A 15,185-nucleotide genomic window follows, 5' to 3' on the forward strand; every position below is an offset into this window, starting at 1 on the left:
GTTGCGCGCCGCTCCGCGTTCGCGCTGACTGCTCGCTACGCGAGCAGTCCACCGGCCCTGCTTTGCAGGGCCGGTGACGGTCCGTCCGCTGCGCTCCCGGACCGGTGGGACTTCGTCCCACTTACCGGGCCTACGCTTCGCTTCGGCCCGGGTCGGCGGGTCCGCTGCGCTCCCCCGCCTCAACGGTCCTTCCGGCTGCGCCTCCAGAACCGCCTGGGCCCGCTGACGCGGGCCGGGCTGGCTACGGGGATGGGGGGTCGCTTGTTCGTGTGGGTTCCAGTGTAGCGGGTGCATCAGATTGATGCAGCATGTACCGTTGGCGGAAACCCGGGCCACCCAATCATCCGGGAGCCTCCCCGGAATTCCGAGAGGAACGACCGCAGATGACCGGTCACCACGAATATACCGGACCCGATCCCGCGCTGAGCAGCGATTCTCTGCACCGGGTGACGCACTATCAGACCGCGGGCGTGAACGCCCGGTTGAAGGTGGTTGAAGGTGTTCGCGCTCCTGGAGGCACACGGCCGCCCGCGAGCGAGGCGGACGACCTGGTGGCCGCGCTGGAGGCCGGGGCGGTCGCCGGGGCGCAGAGCGAGGTCGTCGAGCTGGACGGGATGGCGCCGGCCTCTCGGGGCGCGGTGTTCGCGGACGGCTGGGATGACGGCGTGACGGCGGTGAGCGAGGCCCTGGTGGGCATCGCGGACCGGGAGTGGTCCCGGCGCGGCGGCCGGTCGGCCGGGGCCGCTGAACTGGCCGTATATATCGCGTACGCACGGCAGCGTGAACGGGCCGACCTGGAGCGCCTGGAGGCGTACGTCCGGAAGACCGTGCTGCCGGGCACCCACCCGCACACCACGGCGCGGCGCCGGGTGCTGGAGGCGCTGGGCGAGGCCGGCGGTCTGCGCACAGCGCGCACGAGGAACAGCGACGGGGACGTCATCGTCTGCACGCTCGATGCCGGGCACTACGACCCGGACGACAAGCCGCCCTTCAAGGACGGGAAGCCGGGCGGCTGGCACAAGGCGGACGCGTCGATCTGGAACGACCTCGGTGCGGCCTGCATTCCGCACGCGGCCATCTGAAAGACCACGGGAATTCAGGCTCAGGGGAGGCAAGAAAATGTCAGTGATTCCGCTCAAGGAACACCAGGTCGACCAGAAATTGAGCTTTCGTGACTGGGTCGGTTTTCCTGCAAGATCGTCTGTGCCTCCAGAGGGGGCGCGTGCCATGGGGGTGTCTGCGACCGGGTCGGGTAAGACGATCACCACCGCTGCGTGCGCTCTGGAGTACTTCCCGGACGGGCGGATTTTGGTGATGGTGCCCACGCTGGACCTGATCGTGCAGAGTGCCCAGTCCTGGCGGCGGGTCGGGCACCGGGCGCCGATGGTCGCGGTCTGCTCGGTGGACAAGGACGAGGTCCTGGAGCAGCTCGGGGTGCGCACCACCACCAATCCGATCCAGCTCGCCCTGTGGGCCGGGACCGGGCCGGTGGTCGTGTTCGCCACCTACGCCTCCCTCGTGGACCGCGAGGACCCCGCCGACGTCACGGGGCGCCGGACTGTCCCCGGCCCGCTGGAATCGGCGCTGGCAGGCGGAAAGCGGCTGTACGGGCAGCGGATGGCTCCGTTCGACCTGGCCATCCTGGACGAGGGGCACATGACCGCGGGGGACATGGGCCGGCCGTGGGCGGCGATCCACGACCAGTCCCGGATTCCTGTCGACTTCCGGCTCTACCTGACCGCCACCCCGCGGATCCTCGCCGCACCTAAGCCGCAGCGGGGCCGGGACGGGCGGGAGCTGGTGATCGCGTCGATGGAGGACGACTCCCACACCTACGGCACCCGGATCTTCGATCTCGGACTGGCGGAGGCGGTGGAGCGGTCGATCCTTGCGGGGTTCGAGATCGACGTGCTGGAGATCCGCGACCCCGACCCGATCCTCGGCCTGTCCGAGGACGCGCTGCGCGGCCGGCGCATGGCCCTGCTCCAGGCCGCACTGCTGGAGCACGCGGCGCAGCAGAATCTGCACACCACCATGGTGTTCCACCAGCGGGTCGAAGAAGCCGCCGCGTTCGCCGAGCAGATGCCGCGCACCGCCGCCGAGCTGTACACCGCCGAGGCCTCCGCGGCGGCCCTGGCCGAGGCGGAGGAACTGCCCGCGGCATCGATCGACGCAGAGCTGTACGAGCTGGACGACGGCCGTCACGTGCCTCCGGACCAGGTCTGGGCGGACTGGCTGTGCGGAGACCACCCCATCGCCCACCGGCGCGAGGTGATCCACCGGTTCGCAGGCGGCATCAACGCCCAGAACCGGCGGGTACACCGGGCGTTCCTCTCCTCCGTACGCGCCCTCGGAGTCGGAGTCGACATCACCGGACTACGCGGAGTCGAGGCCGTGTGCATCGTCGGCTCCCGCCGCTCCCAGGTCGACATCGTCCAGAACATCGGACGCGCCCTGCGCCCCAACCCCGACGGCCGGGCCAAGACCGCCCGGATCATCATCCCCGTCTTCCTCCAGCCCGGGGAAGACCCCAAGGACATGATCGCCTCCGCCAGCTACCAGCCCCTCGTCGACATCCTCCAAGCCCTGCGCTCCCACTCACAACGCATGGTCGACCAACTCGCCTCCCGCGCCCAGACCCGCGGCACCGAACGCCGGCGCATGCATGTCCAACCCTCCCCCGCAGCCACGGCCGGCCCGGACAACGAGGACATCCCTGAGGAGACCAGCGAGGCGCAGCAGGAGGTCGACCGGGTCACCTCGGTCGTGGTCAACTTCGCCACCCCCCGCGACGCCGCCGACATCGCCGCCCTCACCCGCTGCCGCGTCATCCGTCCCCAATCCCTCGTCTGGCTCGAGGGCTACCAAGCCCTCACCCGCTGGCGCACCGAGAACCAGATCACCGGCCTGCACGCCATCCCCTACGACGCCGAGACCGAGGCCGGCACGACGAAGACGTTCCCGCTGGGGCGATGGGTCCACCAACAGCGAAAAGCTCTGCGCGCCGGCGAACTCGACCCCCACCGCAAAAACCTCCTCAACGAAGCCGGAATGGTCTGGGAACCCGGCGACGAAACCTGGGAGACCAAACTCGCCGCACTCCGGACCTACCGGCAAGCCACCGGGCACCTCGCACCCCGGCAAGACGCGGTGTGGGGCGAGGGCGAGGCGATGGTGCCCATCGGGCAGCACCTGGCCAATCTCAGGCGCAAAGGCGCGAAGAACGGCCTGGGCAAAGACCCGGAGCGAGCAGCGGTGCGTGCCGCGCAGTTGGCGGAGATCGACCCGGACTGGGACTGCCCCTGGCCGCTGGACTGGCAGCGGCACTATAAGGTGCTCGCGGACCTGGTCGACGCTGACGGTGTGCTGCCCGACATCCAGCCCGGCGTGCTCTTCGAGGGCGACGACATCGGACGATGGCTCACGCGGCAGAAGAACCCGGGCACCTGGAAGCTGCTGTCCACCGACCAGCAAGAACGACTGACGAAGCTCGGTGTGCAGCCCGACCAGGCACCCTCTCCCGCCCCCGCAGCCAGACGCGGGGCGAAGGGCCCGAGCAAGGCACAGCAAGCGTTCCAGCGCGGCCTGGCAGCCCTCACACAATGGGTCGCGCGAGAAGGCAAGGACCGGCCCGTACCACGCGGCCACAGCGAACAGATCACGATCGACGACGAGACCGAACCGGTGACCGTCAAGCTGGGCGTATGGATCTCCAACACCCGCGCACGGCGCGACAAACTCACCCAGGAGCAGCGTGCCGCACTACGGAACCTCGACGTCGACTGGGCCTGATCGCCGTTGCTGGCCGGGGAGTCGGCCCGTACAAGTCCCCAGGGCCGTGATGGTCCCGGGGGACTCGTACGTGTGTGGCTGCAACGCGGTGGCGCGACACAGAGGAAGCCCTGTCGAGCAGGCCGGAGCGTGCATGCCAGCCGTGGTTGTCGCCCTTGAGCAGCGGGTCGGCTGCTCAGAGGATCTGCAGATTGACCAGGCCGGAGGAAGTGTCCAGGCCATCTGTGGTGAGGCATTCCAGGGTCTGGGTGGGTGCGGCGGCCAGGATGATCTCGATGATGATCGTCGATCCCTGGAAGTCACCGGACTTGACCTCGCCGGTGAGGACCAGGACGGAGTCGCCTCCGGGGCGCAGGCCGACTCCGGCGGTGAAGTCGAAGGTGCTGGAGCTGGTCTGGTCGTTGGCCCAGTTGATCCGGCCGTTTCCGGTGGAGTTGCCGCCGATACACGACAGTTCTCCGTTTCCGGTGAAGAGGATCGTGCCGTTGGTGTGGTCCGGCGGCAGGCCCAGACACGGGCCGATGGCCCCGCTGGCGGACAGTGCAACCTGCCGGGGGGTGAGCGTCAGGCCGGGCTTGTAGGAGGTGGTCTCGTAGCCGGGGCACTCCAGCAGAGCAGCCTGTTGGCTCGAGCTCGTACCCGGTGCAGCCGGGGCGGCCTGAGCGGTGGGCATCAGCCCGAGAGCGAAGAAAGCGGCCGCACCCGCGGTGAGAGCACCGTACTTGCGTATACCACCGCGCTTGAGCAACTGCATCACAGAGCCTCTCTGTCACAGGGACATGCACAGTTCGGCATCCGCCACAGGAGACGGACCGCGCGGACCGCCGCCAGGCGACCGCGCCGCACCACCGTCCCAGCCCTGCACACGTAAAGCCATGACCCGAAAGAAGGAGCGCACACCAACCCACCGAGTGCGCCACCATGCGCCCTCAGACAACCGTGATGACGAGCGGGGGGACGCTGTAGGCGGTCAGCCCCAGCAGGCGCAGGTCCGTGGCGAGGAGGGGCGTGAAGGTGAGGGTGGTACCGGCGGGGGTGGTGGCGGGGACGGTGACGGTCCAGCCCACCGTCCTGTCGTCTCCTGCGGGGACGCCCACGAACGTGGCACCGGCCTCGACGCCCAGTCCCGAGCAGAGGTCGGGCGGCACGTTGTCGGGTCCCGTGCACAGCGGGTTGATGAGGAAGGCGCCGGGTGGGGTTCCAATGTAGCCGAACTCCGCCGCGAGAGCGGCCTGTGCGGACTTGTTGGTGTAGGTGAGCGACAGCTCCACAGTGGTCCCGCTGTCCACTGTGGCGGAGTCGGCCGAGAAGCGGAACGTACCGGTGGGGTCCTGCACACCCGGTCCGTTCATCACCGCCCGGGCCGAGGACGACTGCGCTGGGGCAGGGGTCGCGGCGGCGGGCGTGGCGGCCGCGCCGGCGAGCAGGACGGCTGTGAGCAGACAGCCGCCGAAGCGTATGCGTTTCATGATGTCTCTCCCGGATGTGTGACGGGCCAGTGGTCGACGAGGGAGGGGTGAGGGCCTGAAAGCCGGCCGTACTGCCAAGGGTCACCGGGGTCGACGAAAAGGAATGCCGTTGAGACGGTCCGGTGCGGAGTACGGCGGGCTCGCTTCTCATCGTCGTCACGTCTCGTGGGCCCGGCCATAGCCCGTTGGGAGGGGGCGCACGCCCCCTCCAGGCCTGCACGCCCGGTACGTGCCATTCCCACCCCGTGCGCAGCATCTGATAGCAGCAGAAGCCAGCTTCGGTCAGACTCACGGATCCGGCCATCCCCACAAGCCCCCGGCGCAACTTGCTGCTGCCCCGTTCTCGCGGCTGACGCCCTGCGTTGCGTTCCTGTCCCACCGGTCACGCAAGCACCATGAGACACGGCCGGTTCTTCGCGCGCTCCGCGACACGCGGACGTGTCATTCTGCAGGAACCCGCCGTCGGCGACGCCGCGTACGGATACTGAAGGGGTCAACGGATGAAGGATGCGTGAGGGACCACCCTCATCCGCCTCGAGCAGCGTCCACAGCGAACGCTTCGCCGGACGCAACACCACCGACACTCCGGCGGGTGTGGGTATGGGCCTGAGCCTCCACCGTCTGCTCGACTGCCGGGACCACCAACTGATCGTTCCGGCCGCCGCGCTCGTCATCGTCAGACAGTCCGCAGCAGCTCCGCACGACCGGCCTCAACCCACCGGGGCTTCGCCCGTGGACGGCCCCACCATCCATCCCACCCCCTCGCCGACTCCCGACCGCACACGACTCACAACCCCTGGCAGACCATGCGGCCTCATCCTTGTTCTGATCCCTAGCTTCCTGCCCCCTGATCCATCTTGAAAGGGACCCCGATATGAGAAGGCGCTACACCGCCATGGCGGTCGCGTTCATCACGGCCTGCGTCGCCGCCTTCGCGACCGCCACGACCTCGACGGCCGCCGCGGCCGTTGAGCAGGACGACCTGGCCCTGGTCGTCTGCGTGGGCACGGCGGACCAGAACTACTCCCCACCGCTCACCACGACGAACCGGACCACGCACATCACGTCCACCCATGACTATCCGTCGTGCTCCGACGTGCAGCTCGACCCGCAGTACCCGACGGTCACGTCCGCCAGCACCGCTCTGGACTACACGACAGAGGCGAACTGCCTGGTCGCTCCGCCCGTCACCCACCCCACGCTCGATCTGCTCTGGAGCAACGGTCAGCACAGCTACGCGGCTGTCACCACCGTCGTCACCCGCAGCACGGGCAGCACCATCGTGACGAGCATAGGCACCATCGGCTCCGGACTCTTCGCGGGCCATATCGTCCACGAGGTCGTCGTCTATCCGAGTCTCGACGTACTCGGATGCCTGACCACCGGCGTGACCAACGTCAGCGGGATCACCACACTGGAAGTGGTGTAACCGCCCCGGCGCGCCCGGACCCGGCGCCGCCCCGACGTCGTGCTCGGTGATCGCGGCTACGACCACGACAAGTACCGCCGCCTGGTCTGGGGCCTCGGTGTGAAGCCGCTCATCGCCCGCCGAGGCACCGAGCACGGTTCCGGGCTCGGCACAACGCCGGGTCGTGGAACGCGCCTTCGCCCACCTGCACTGGTTCCGCCGCCTGCGCATCCGCTGGGAGATCCGCGATGACATCCACGAAGCCTTCCTGAGCCTGGGATGCGCACTCATCTGCTGGCGCCGTCCAGTCCGCGGCAGCTCCGCACGGCCGGCCTCAGCCCACCGGGGCTTCCCCCATGGACGGCCCCCACCATCCACCCCGCCCTCTCACCGGCTCCCGACCGCACAAGGCTGACAGCCCCCGGCAGACCGCTCCGAGCGGCCGGCACACGAGAAAGGACCACCACATGCCCCACGCAACCCGCACCCTGATGACCGCTGCCGCGACCCTGGCAGCCACAGCCCTCCTGACCGGCCAGGCCATGGCCACCACCGCCACGGACAGCGCGAACGGCACCTTCTACTACACCGACCTCCTCGGCGGTAACCAGCAGGTGGTCAACCCCGAACTGAACAGCTGCAAGCTGGTCTCCACCCTCGGCACCAGCGTCAGCAACCAGACCGACGCCACCGTCGTGCTCTACACCGACACCAGCTGTGCCCTGCTGGCCAACCCGGTGTCGCCCGGCAGCACGATCACCTTCGCCTTCAAGTCCTACCGCTTCATAGACAACTGACACCCGGCACCACCTCGGCGAAGGACCGCGGCCAGACGCCATGGAGGTATGCCGCACGAGGTGCCCCCTCGCCGCGGAACCTTCGCGGGAGGCAGCGGCTTGTCAGCGCTCGTACCCGAGGATCGGGCTGCTGTTCAGACGAGTCGGGCCGCCGAGCTGCTGGTAGGCGGAGGTCAGCAGGTCGCGGCAGTCGCGTCAGGAGAAGCTCCTGCCTCTGTCGCGCCGGCCTTGGCACGGCATCACCACCGCAGCCGCCATCCGCCAAGACACCCAAACCGAAGGTCCGTGAGGTCTGGGTCCTTCCGGTTGGAGTCACGCCGTGCCGGGAGCTGCTGGGGTGGCAGGCCCGCTGTTCACATACGGGTGATGGTGAGCAGCAGGGGGGAGCGGATTCCAGCTTGGGCACTGGTATCAGCGATCACTTCGCTGAGCCAGCCGATGGCTTCGGGGGTCCATTCCGCAAGCTCTCCGCGCAGTACTACGCCGTGGCGGGGTGGTCCGTTCCAGGCGCGGTCGTCGATGGGCGGGTGGACAACGGCGTCCAGGCCGGTGGCCTCGTGGGACCGGTACACGAAGACGTCTTGGTCGAGGTTGCGGATGTGGTCGGCGAGCTGCCGTGCGGTGGTCGCCACCGCCTGGTCCTGGCCGCTGTTGACGTTGACCCGTACCTGAGTCCTCGCTCGGGAGGCGTGCACGGCGAACCACTCCTGGGTCAGCATGGCCGGCACCGGCGCGTACGGCGGGCGCGCTGTGGGGTCGAGTCCGCGTAGGAAGGAGGAGTTGGACCGCGGACAGATCTAGGGTGCCGGCGCGGGCCGGCGCGGCCTGGGCGCAGTGCAGGAAGGGCTGCACTGGCAGAGGTCGGTCGTCGGCGACCGCGCTGGCTTCGACCTGGAACCAGGAGATCAGCCCCGCATCGGCCGGGGCGAGCGGGTGCTTCCATCCGGCGTCGTTCATAGCCCACAGCCCGGGCGCGCGCACCATGCGGTCCTCGAAGCCGCCGTCGGCTGACCTGTCGTCGAGCCAGCCCATGGCGATCGAATGGTGGTAGAAGAACGAGTAGGCGTCGAGTCGTGAGGTGGGATCACGCCATGCGTGGGGAGCCAGCGTGCCGAAGAGGGCCGCGATCATCGTTCCCGCTGTGCGTGGCGCCCCGGGCATGACGCCCGGCTGTGCGGGGACGCTGCTCTCGGACACGCTGGCTCCTTCTGCTCGTGCGGCGCTGCCTAGGGGCTGTCCCGTAACTGCTGGTCACGGGTGAGATGATCGTGCCGTGTCTGGTGTGGTCACGGCGTCGGAGCCCTCCTGGATAGCCCCGTTCACCGGGCTGAGCCCGCGGCAGTTCGGCAAACTGGTCACCGCACTGCGGCGCGAGGGCGTGGACCCGGTACGCAAGGGCCGGCCCTGGAGCCTGCCGCTGGAGGACCGGGTCCTGCTGGTGGCCGCCTACTGGCGGACCAACCTCACCTTGCGCCAGCTGGCCCCGTTGTTCGGGGTGTCCAAGTCCGCGGCCGACCGCATCATCGACCACCTCGGACCGGCGCTCGCGCTCCAGCAGATCATATGCCCCGTATCCCCGCGGCGGTGACCGGAGCCTCCACGGAACCCGGAACGGTTCAGGTAAACGCTGGCCATCGGCCCGGCCGATGAGTCCAGCTCGCCTTGTCGGGTAACTGTTGGGGATGTTCTTCGACTCCTGGTACGACATGCTCCGCGTGGCGGTCATGGCTATGTGTGCCTATGCGGCACTGATCACGGTGGTGCGGCTGTCGGGCAAGCGCACCCTGGCGAAAATGAACGCCTTCGACCTAGTGGTCACCGTGGCTTTGGGTTCGACCCTGGCCACCATCCTCCTCAACCGCGATGTCTCCCTGGCCGAAGGCGCTCTCGCTCTGGTGCTGCTGGTGGTCCTGCAGTTGGTCAATGCCAAGGCCTCGGTTCACTCCCGTGCTTTCCGGCGGCTGATCAAGGCGGAACCGACGCTGCTGCTGAGTGACGGACGCATGCTCGGCGACGCCATGGCCGGGCAACGGGTCACCGAGAGTGAGGTGCTTCAGGCGATTCGCTCCAAGGGAATCGGTGCAGTCGAGGACGTCACCGCGGTGGTTCTGGAGACCGACGGTCGCTTCAGCGTCCTCAGCCGCTCCCAGGCCGGCTCCGGCAGCTCACTCCAGGACGTCCGCGAACCGGTCCGAGCGCAGCCGGGCAAGTAGGCGAAGTCCGAGAAGGCATCGCGCCAAGCGCCGGGCGGGGTGGCAAGGCGGCGCAACCTCGTACGCAACACCGTGCGCAACATCACCAGACTCCTTCCCTGAACAGCCGCGGCCCCTCCTGGTGGCGGCCGAGGCTGAAGTGGTGCACGGGGGTTGACGCACGGTGACCGGGTCTTGGGTTGAGACTCTCGTTTTACGCAAGAGGACGTCTTATGAACCAGCTTGTGAGATCCCAGACCCTGCCCGCGTGCTCACGCTGCCACCAAGACCAGCTCCTGAGTGTCGCCAACATGCCCAAGACCGACGCCTACGGTAGGCGCATCCAGCTGGAGCTGTGCAAGGTCTGCGACACCGACAAACCCGCAGCCGCCGCCTCCACCAACTTCCTCACCACCGCGGGCGGCCACGACCTCAGCCGGGCCGAAGAAGCCTCACAGCTGATGATCAAGTGGACCCGCGAAGGCATGGCCGCCTACGTCTGGTACTGGGAAGACCCCCCCCCCCCGCAGCCCGTCCTGCACAGACGTGGTCGCGCTGCACAGACGCCGCCGTGGTGAATCCTTACCACCGGCCTTACCGGTCTCTTGCCGACGCTTACCACTGCTCTCTCCTCACGGCAGGTCACAGCCAGTGCGCCCGGACCCGGTAGATTCGGCTCGGGCACGTGCAGGACGGAGCCTGCGCGTGCCCACCTGGCGCTGTGGGCTGAGGCCGGGGAGAACCTGCTCCGGGTCGTCCCGCTCCTGGGTCCGGACGCGCCGCCGGCCGACGAGCCCGAGGAGAGCACTCCGTGCCCCGGCTGGCACCGCCCCGTCTACGAGAGCTCCTCTTCCGGCACGCGCATCGGCGCCGGACCGCTTCCGGTGATCGGCCTGTGCAGGCTGTGCGTCAACGGCACGACGCTGCGCTCCCTGCGCCAGGCCGACGTGCCCATCGACCCGCGACAGCGCGCCGTACTGGAGAGCGTGTCCGCCGTCCTGGCGTAGTGGAGGGGGCGACTCACACGGCCTGAGTGACCGCGGCTTCCAGGCGGTCCAGGCGTTCGTAGAGGGCGCGGACGAGGCGGGCGCGGTTCTGGACGCAGCGCACAGTGCCCTCGATCATCACGGACAGCCGGCCTTCGCTGGTGGACCGGGAGTTGTATCTGCCGAAGTCCTGGACGGCGGACCGGAACCGCTGCGAGGCGGCGAAGATACCCGACGACCGTGACTTCGCAACGCGGCATGGCTAAAGCCACGATCCAGCGGGCCCTGGCCTCGCCGCAGCCCATCGCCTGGGTGACTGCGGACTCGGCCTATGGTCAGGAATGGCGGCTGCGGCGGATGCTGGAGGAAGCTGGCGTCGGTACGTCCTGGCCATCCCTAACTGATCGTTTCAGAGTGACGTTTGGAGGCGGCGCGAGCAGATGATGCTGCAGGCGAGTTGGAGCAGTCCGAGGTGGAGGTCGGCGCGTGTCTCGTAGCGGGTCCGTAGCCGTTTGAACTGGTGGAGCCAGGCGAAGGTGCGCTCCACCACCCAGCGGGTCTTTCCCAGGCCGGAGCCGTGCGCGGTGCCTCTGCGGGCGGTCTTCGGTGTGATGCCGCGGGCCCGGAGGAGGCGTCGGTACGTGTCGTAGCCGTAGCCCCGGTCGGCGAACAGGCGCCTGGGCCGGTGACGGGGGCGGCCACGGGCCCCGCGGATGTGCGGAATCGCGTCCAGCAGCGGCATCAACCGCGTGACGTCATGACGGTTTCCGCCGGTCAGGGACACCGCAAGGGGTGTCCCGTTCCGGTCGGTGATCAGGTGGTGCTTGCTTCCCCGACGGGCTCGGTCGACCGGCGAAGGTCCGGTGTGAGCCCCCCCTTTGAGGGCCCGCACGTGTGAGCCGTCGACCGCCGCGTCGTCCATCTCCAGCCATCCCGCCTTGCGCAAGTCGGCCAGCAGGACCTCGTGCAGACGCGGCCAGACGCCGGCCTCGGCCCAGTCCCGCAGCCGCCGCCAGGCCGTCACACCGCTGCAGCCGATCCGCTCTGTGGGCACATCGGCCCAGCCCACGCCCTTGCGCAGTACGTAGACGATGCCGCGCAGTGCGGCCCGGTCATCCACCGGCAACCGTCCCGGATACCGGCGACGACGCGGCGGACGAGGAGGGAGCAACGGGGCCACGCGGTCCCACAGGTCATCAGGCACAAGATCATCCGACACCCGCAGAAGTCTGCCGTTGACCAGCCCACAGCCAAGCCCTCCGCCAAGTTCATTCTGAAACGATCAGTTAGCCCAAGCCGTGAGGACGGCCACCGCCAAGGCCTTTGTGATCCTGGACGGCACCCTGCTGCCGAAACGACCGCATCGCCGCCGACCGGCCGTACTACTCGGGCAAGCACAAGCGGCACGGCACGAACGTCCAGGTCCTCGCCGATCCGGCTGGAAAGTTGATCTGGGACTCCCCGGCGCTGCCCGGCGCGGTCCACGAACTCCGCGCGGTCCGCATCCACGGCATCCTCGAGGCCCTGACCGAGGCCGGCGCAGCCTGCTACCGAGGCGCCTGCGGAAACGTCCGGGTGCCCTACTGGGGCCGTTGGGGAAACTCACGGCCGGACAGCGGGCCCACAACCGCTCCCGCAGGCCGCCGGTCGGACATCCCCCCGATGGCCCAAGCCGAAATGACTGGACGCCGTCCGAGACGTACATATGGGTCATATCGCGTGTTCATCAGCGCCGGAGTCTGGGCGTCGGCGCCGCGATCGCTTCCCGACGTGCTGTCCGGTGGCGAGTGGCCGGGACGACGGCCGGCCTCCACGGCGGGCGGAAGACGAGGAGAAGTGTGAATGACGGTGAAGAGGGGCTCGAAAGCGTCCTCGTCGGCGCCAGGCGGGGGGAAGCGAAAGACGGCGGAGTCTTCGGGAGGGGGAGGGGCGATCCGCAGCGCATCGGCCCCGGGCACCGAGACCTGGCTCTCCTCCCTCATGCTCTCCCCGCGCGAGACCGAAAAGCTGGTCGTCTACCAGGTCGCCGAGCTGGCCCGGCGACGGCTGAACCGGGGCACCAAGTTGAACTTTCCCGAGGCGATCGCGCTGATCTGCGAGGCGCTGATGGAGGCCGCCAGGGACGGCAAGACAGTAGCCGAGGCGATCGAGTCGGGCAAACAGGTTCTGACCCGGGACGACGTCATGCCCGAAGTACCCGACATGGTCACTCTGGTGCAGGTCGAGGCCACCTTCAAGACGGGCACCCAGCTGGTCTCGGTACCCCGTCCCATCCCGTGACACCCCGTCCCGTGGCTTCCGGCCCCGCGACACCCCGCCCACCGAGCACGCCAGCCCCTACGGAGGCCGGACCGCCAGCCGGTCCGGCAAGCCTTTTTTGGAGGCCCTTGTGACTGTCCCTGGCGAATGGTTGCTCTCCGACGAGCCCGTGGAGATCAACACTGGTCGGCGCACCGCGCGGATGAAGGTGCGCAACACCGGAGACCGCCCCGTACAGGTCGGTTCCCACTTCCACTTCTTCGAGGTCAACCAGGCGCTGGACTTCGACCGGACGCAGGCGCTGGGTATGCGGCTGAACGTGCCCGCCGGCCAGGCCATCCGCTTCGAACCGGGAGACGAGCGGGACGTCGAACTCGTCGACTTCGGCGGGACGCGGCGGGTGACCGGCTTCAACGGGCTGGTTGACGGAGCGGTCACGGCCCGGCGGACCGCCGAGCGGGCACGGGCACGAGCGGCGGAGTACGGGTTCACCGGTGAGGACGGCCCGGGGGCGGGACACCCCGGAACCGCTTCAAGCGAGACGGCGGAGGACAGGCGATGACCTCGATCCCGAGGCGGACCTACGCCTCCCTGTACGGCCCGACCACCGGCGATCGGTTCCGCCTGGCCGATACCGACCTCGTCGCCCAGGTGGAGCGCAGCCTGTTGGTGCCGGGAGAGGAGGTCGTCTACGGTGGAGGCAAGACGGTCCGGGACGGCATGGGCCAGGCCCCAGGTCTGCGCAACGCCGACGGCGCCCTGGACATGGTGATCACTGCGGCGGTCGTCATGGACCCTGTGCTGGGAATCGTCAAGGCCGACATCGGCGTCAGGAACGGCCGGATCGCGGGGATCGGCAAGGCCGGCAACCCTGGTGTGCAGAGCGGTGTGGACCCCAGTCTGGTGGTCGGCCCAGGCACCGAGGTGATCTCCGGTGAGGGGCTGGTGGCCACTGCGGGTGCGATCGACGCGCATGTGCACTTCCTGACCCCGGCGCAGGTCCCGCACGCGCTGTCCAACGGGGTCACCACGCTCATCGGAGGAGGCACCGGGCCGGCGGACGGGTCCCGGGGCACGACCTGCACTCCAGGGCCGTGGAACATCGCCCGGATGCTGGAGGCCACCGCGACGCTGCCGGTGAACATCGGCCTGCTCGCCAAGGGCAACAGCAGCGGGCCGCTGGCGCTGCGTGAACAACTACAGTCCGGTACCTGCGGGCTGAAGGTGCACGAGGACTGGGGTGCCACCGCCTCGGTCATCGACTGCGCGCTGAGAGTCGCCGACGAGTACGACGTACAGGTCGCCATCCACACCGACTCCCTCAACGAGTGCGGCTACCTCGCCGACACCATCGACGCGATAGACGGACGGACGATCCACACATACCACACCGAAGGGGCCGGCGGCGGGCACGCCCCGGACATCATGGCGATCGCCGCGCTGCCCCATGTGCTGCCGTCCTCCACGAACCCGACCCGGCCGTACACCGTCGACACCAGCGACAACCTCTTCTACATGACGATGGTGACCCACCACCTCAACCCGCAGAACCCCGAGGACGTAGCCTTCGCCCAGTCCCGCATCCGCGGGGAGACCCAGGCGGCCGAGGACGTCCTGCAGGACATGGGAGTGCTGTCCATGTTCTCCTCGGACTCGCAGGCCATGGGGCGCATCGGGGACACCGTGACCACGGCATGGCGCACCGCGGACAAGATGAAGCGCCAGACCGGCAAACTCGAAGGCGATCCCGCGGAACACGACAACAACCGAATCCTGCGGTACCTGGCCAAGTACACGATCAACCCCGCCCTCACCCATGGCGTCGCGCACCTGATCGGCTCCCTGGAACCCGGCAAGGTCGCCGACATCGTCCTGTGGCCGACCAACACCTTCGGGGTCAAACCGAAGTACGTCATCAAGGGCGGCCTGGTCGCCTGGGCCACCATGGGCGACCCGAACGCCTCCATCCCCACTCCGGAGCCAGTCATGATGCGTCCCATGTTCGGCACCGAGGGCCGGGCCGTCGGACGCACCTCGATGACGTTCATGTCCCAGGCGTCGGTCGACGCGAGCGTCCCCGACCGGCTCGGCCTGGACCGGTGGGTGGAACCGGTGCACGGCTGCCGCACTGTGAGCAAGCAGCACATGGTCCGCAACAACGCGACCCCAGAGATCCGCGTCGATCCCGAGACCTATCAGGTTTACGTCGACGGACGACTGGCCACGGTGGACGCTGCCGACCGAGTGGCGATGTCCCAGCTCTACTACATCGTCTGACCGAC

The 15,185-nt window shown here is 68.7% G+C and carries 14 protein-coding genes and 5 pseudogenes; 14 read left to right on the forward strand and 5 right to left on the reverse strand.

Annotated features, from left to right (window positions below; all coding sequences use genetic code 11):
• Positions 1 to 446: 446 nt before the first annotated feature.
• Together V1J52_RS11315 and V1J52_RS11320 are read left to right on the forward strand one after the other, a co-directional pair.
• Positions 447 to 1,082 (forward strand): hypothetical protein, encoded by a 636-nt coding sequence (locus V1J52_RS11315; RefSeq protein ID WP_330139593.1) that lies wholly within the window; start codon positions 447 to 449, stop codon positions 1,080 to 1,082.
• Between the two features lie 37 nt (positions 1,083 to 1,119).
• Complete coding sequence (locus tag V1J52_RS11320; protein ID WP_330139594.1) at positions 1,120 to 3,792, forward strand: DEAD/DEAH box helicase; 2,673 nt, start codon at positions 1,120 to 1,122, stop codon at positions 3,790 to 3,792.
• A 175-nt stretch (positions 3,793 to 3,967) separates the two neighbouring features.
• On the opposite strand, the gene V1J52_RS11325 is transcribed toward V1J52_RS11320, so the two are convergent.
• Together V1J52_RS11325 and V1J52_RS11330 are read right to left on the reverse strand one after the other, a co-directional pair.
• On the reverse strand, positions 3,968 to 4,465 hold the full coding sequence (locus V1J52_RS11325; protein WP_330139595.1) for a hypothetical protein: 498 nt from the start codon (positions 4,463 to 4,465) through the stop codon (positions 3,968 to 3,970).
• A 256-nt stretch (positions 4,466 to 4,721) separates the two neighbouring features.
• Positions 4,722 to 5,261: a hypothetical protein gene (locus V1J52_RS11330; protein WP_330139596.1), complete on the reverse strand. Its 540-nt coding sequence runs from the start codon at positions 5,259 to 5,261 to the stop codon at positions 4,722 to 4,724.
• 874 nt (positions 5,262 to 6,135) lie between these two features.
• Between V1J52_RS11330 and V1J52_RS11335 the strand changes: the two genes are divergently transcribed.
• The 3 genes and pseudogenes from V1J52_RS11335 to V1J52_RS11345 all read left to right on the forward strand — a co-directional run bounded on the left by V1J52_RS11335 (position 6,136) and on the right by V1J52_RS11345 (position 7,466).
• On the forward strand, positions 6,136 to 6,690 hold the full coding sequence (locus tag V1J52_RS11335; protein WP_330139597.1) for a hypothetical protein: 555 nt from the start codon (positions 6,136 to 6,138) through the stop codon (positions 6,688 to 6,690).
• A gap of 9 nt (positions 6,691 to 6,699) precedes the next feature.
• Positions 6,700 to 6,967: pseudogene (locus V1J52_RS11340) on the forward strand (transposase); the annotation flags it as partial.
• Between the two features lie 169 nt (positions 6,968 to 7,136).
• Positions 7,137 to 7,466, forward strand: a complete 330-nt coding sequence (locus tag V1J52_RS11345; protein WP_330139598.1) for a hypothetical protein — start codon at positions 7,137 to 7,139, stop codon at positions 7,464 to 7,466.
• Positions 7,467 to 7,819: 353 nt separating this feature from the next.
• On the opposite strand, the gene V1J52_RS11350 is transcribed toward V1J52_RS11345, so the two are convergent.
• Entirely contained in the window at positions 7,820 to 8,161 is a 342-nt protein-coding gene (locus tag V1J52_RS11350; RefSeq protein ID WP_330139599.1) for a hypothetical protein, read from the reverse strand.
• A 578-nt stretch (positions 8,162 to 8,739) separates the two neighbouring features.
• Between V1J52_RS11350 and V1J52_RS11355 the strand changes: the two are divergent.
• The 4 genes and pseudogenes from V1J52_RS11355 to V1J52_RS11370 form a co-directional block, all read left to right on the forward strand.
• Positions 8,740 to 9,021, forward strand: a pseudogene (locus tag V1J52_RS11355) (helix-turn-helix domain-containing protein); the annotation flags it as partial.
• A gap of 127 nt (positions 9,022 to 9,148) precedes the next feature.
• Positions 9,149 to 9,679 (forward strand): DUF421 domain-containing protein, encoded by a 531-nt coding sequence (locus V1J52_RS11360; RefSeq protein ID WP_330139600.1) that lies wholly within the window; start codon positions 9,149 to 9,151, stop codon positions 9,677 to 9,679.
• 224 nt (positions 9,680 to 9,903) lie between these two features.
• Entirely contained in the window at positions 9,904 to 10,236 is a 333-nt protein-coding gene (locus V1J52_RS11365; RefSeq protein ID WP_330139601.1) for a DUF6300 family protein, read from the forward strand.
• 306 nt (positions 10,237 to 10,542) lie between these two features.
• Positions 10,543 to 10,665 carry a hypothetical protein gene (locus V1J52_RS11370; protein WP_330139602.1) on the forward strand — a complete coding sequence of 41 codons (123 nt, stop codon included), beginning with the start codon at positions 10,543 to 10,545 and terminating at the stop codon, positions 10,663 to 10,665.
• A 13-nt stretch (positions 10,666 to 10,678) separates the two neighbouring features.
• Here V1J52_RS11370 and V1J52_RS11375 read toward each other — a convergent pair.
• Positions 10,679 to 10,804 (reverse strand): annotated as a pseudogene (locus V1J52_RS11375) (restriction endonuclease); the annotation flags it as partial.
• On the opposite strand from V1J52_RS11375, the pseudogene V1J52_RS26125 reads away from it, so the two are divergent.
• Positions 10,800 to 11,025: pseudogene (locus V1J52_RS26125) on the forward strand (transposase); the annotation flags it as partial. The pseudogenes V1J52_RS11375 and V1J52_RS26125 overlap by 5 nt on opposite strands.
• Before the next feature lie 28 nt (positions 11,026 to 11,053).
• Here V1J52_RS26125 and V1J52_RS11380 read toward each other — a convergent pair.
• Complete coding sequence (locus tag V1J52_RS11380; RefSeq protein ID WP_330139603.1) at positions 11,054 to 11,863, reverse strand: IS5 family transposase; 810 nt, start codon at positions 11,861 to 11,863, stop codon at positions 11,054 to 11,056.
• A gap of 67 nt (positions 11,864 to 11,930) precedes the next feature.
• On the opposite strand from V1J52_RS11380, the pseudogene V1J52_RS11385 reads away from it, so the two are divergent.
• From V1J52_RS11385 to ureC, 4 genes and pseudogenes are all read left to right on the forward strand, one after another.
• A pseudogene (locus V1J52_RS11385) lies at positions 11,931 to 12,278 on the forward strand (transposase family protein); the annotation flags it as partial.
• A 346-nt stretch (positions 12,279 to 12,624) separates the two neighbouring features.
• On the forward strand, positions 12,625 to 12,924 hold the full coding sequence (locus V1J52_RS11390) for an urease subunit gamma (RefSeq protein WP_330140093.1): 300 nt from the start codon (positions 12,625 to 12,627) through the stop codon (positions 12,922 to 12,924).
• Between the two features lie 109 nt (positions 12,925 to 13,033).
• Positions 13,034 to 13,465: an urease subunit beta gene (locus tag V1J52_RS11395; protein WP_330139604.1), complete on the forward strand. Its 432-nt coding sequence runs from the start codon at positions 13,034 to 13,036 to the stop codon at positions 13,463 to 13,465.
• Positions 13,462 to 15,180, forward strand: coding sequence for an urease subunit alpha (gene ureC / locus V1J52_RS11400; protein ID WP_330139605.1), 1,719 nt, complete (start codon positions 13,462 to 13,464; stop codon positions 15,178 to 15,180). Before V1J52_RS11395 ends, ureC begins: the two co-directional genes overlap by 4 nt.
• The last annotated feature ends 5 nt before the right edge of the window (positions 15,181 to 15,185 follow it).

This window comes from Streptomyces solitudinis, assembly GCF_036323765.1.
Classification (GTDB): Bacteria; Actinomycetota; Actinomycetes; order Streptomycetales; family Streptomycetaceae; genus Streptomyces.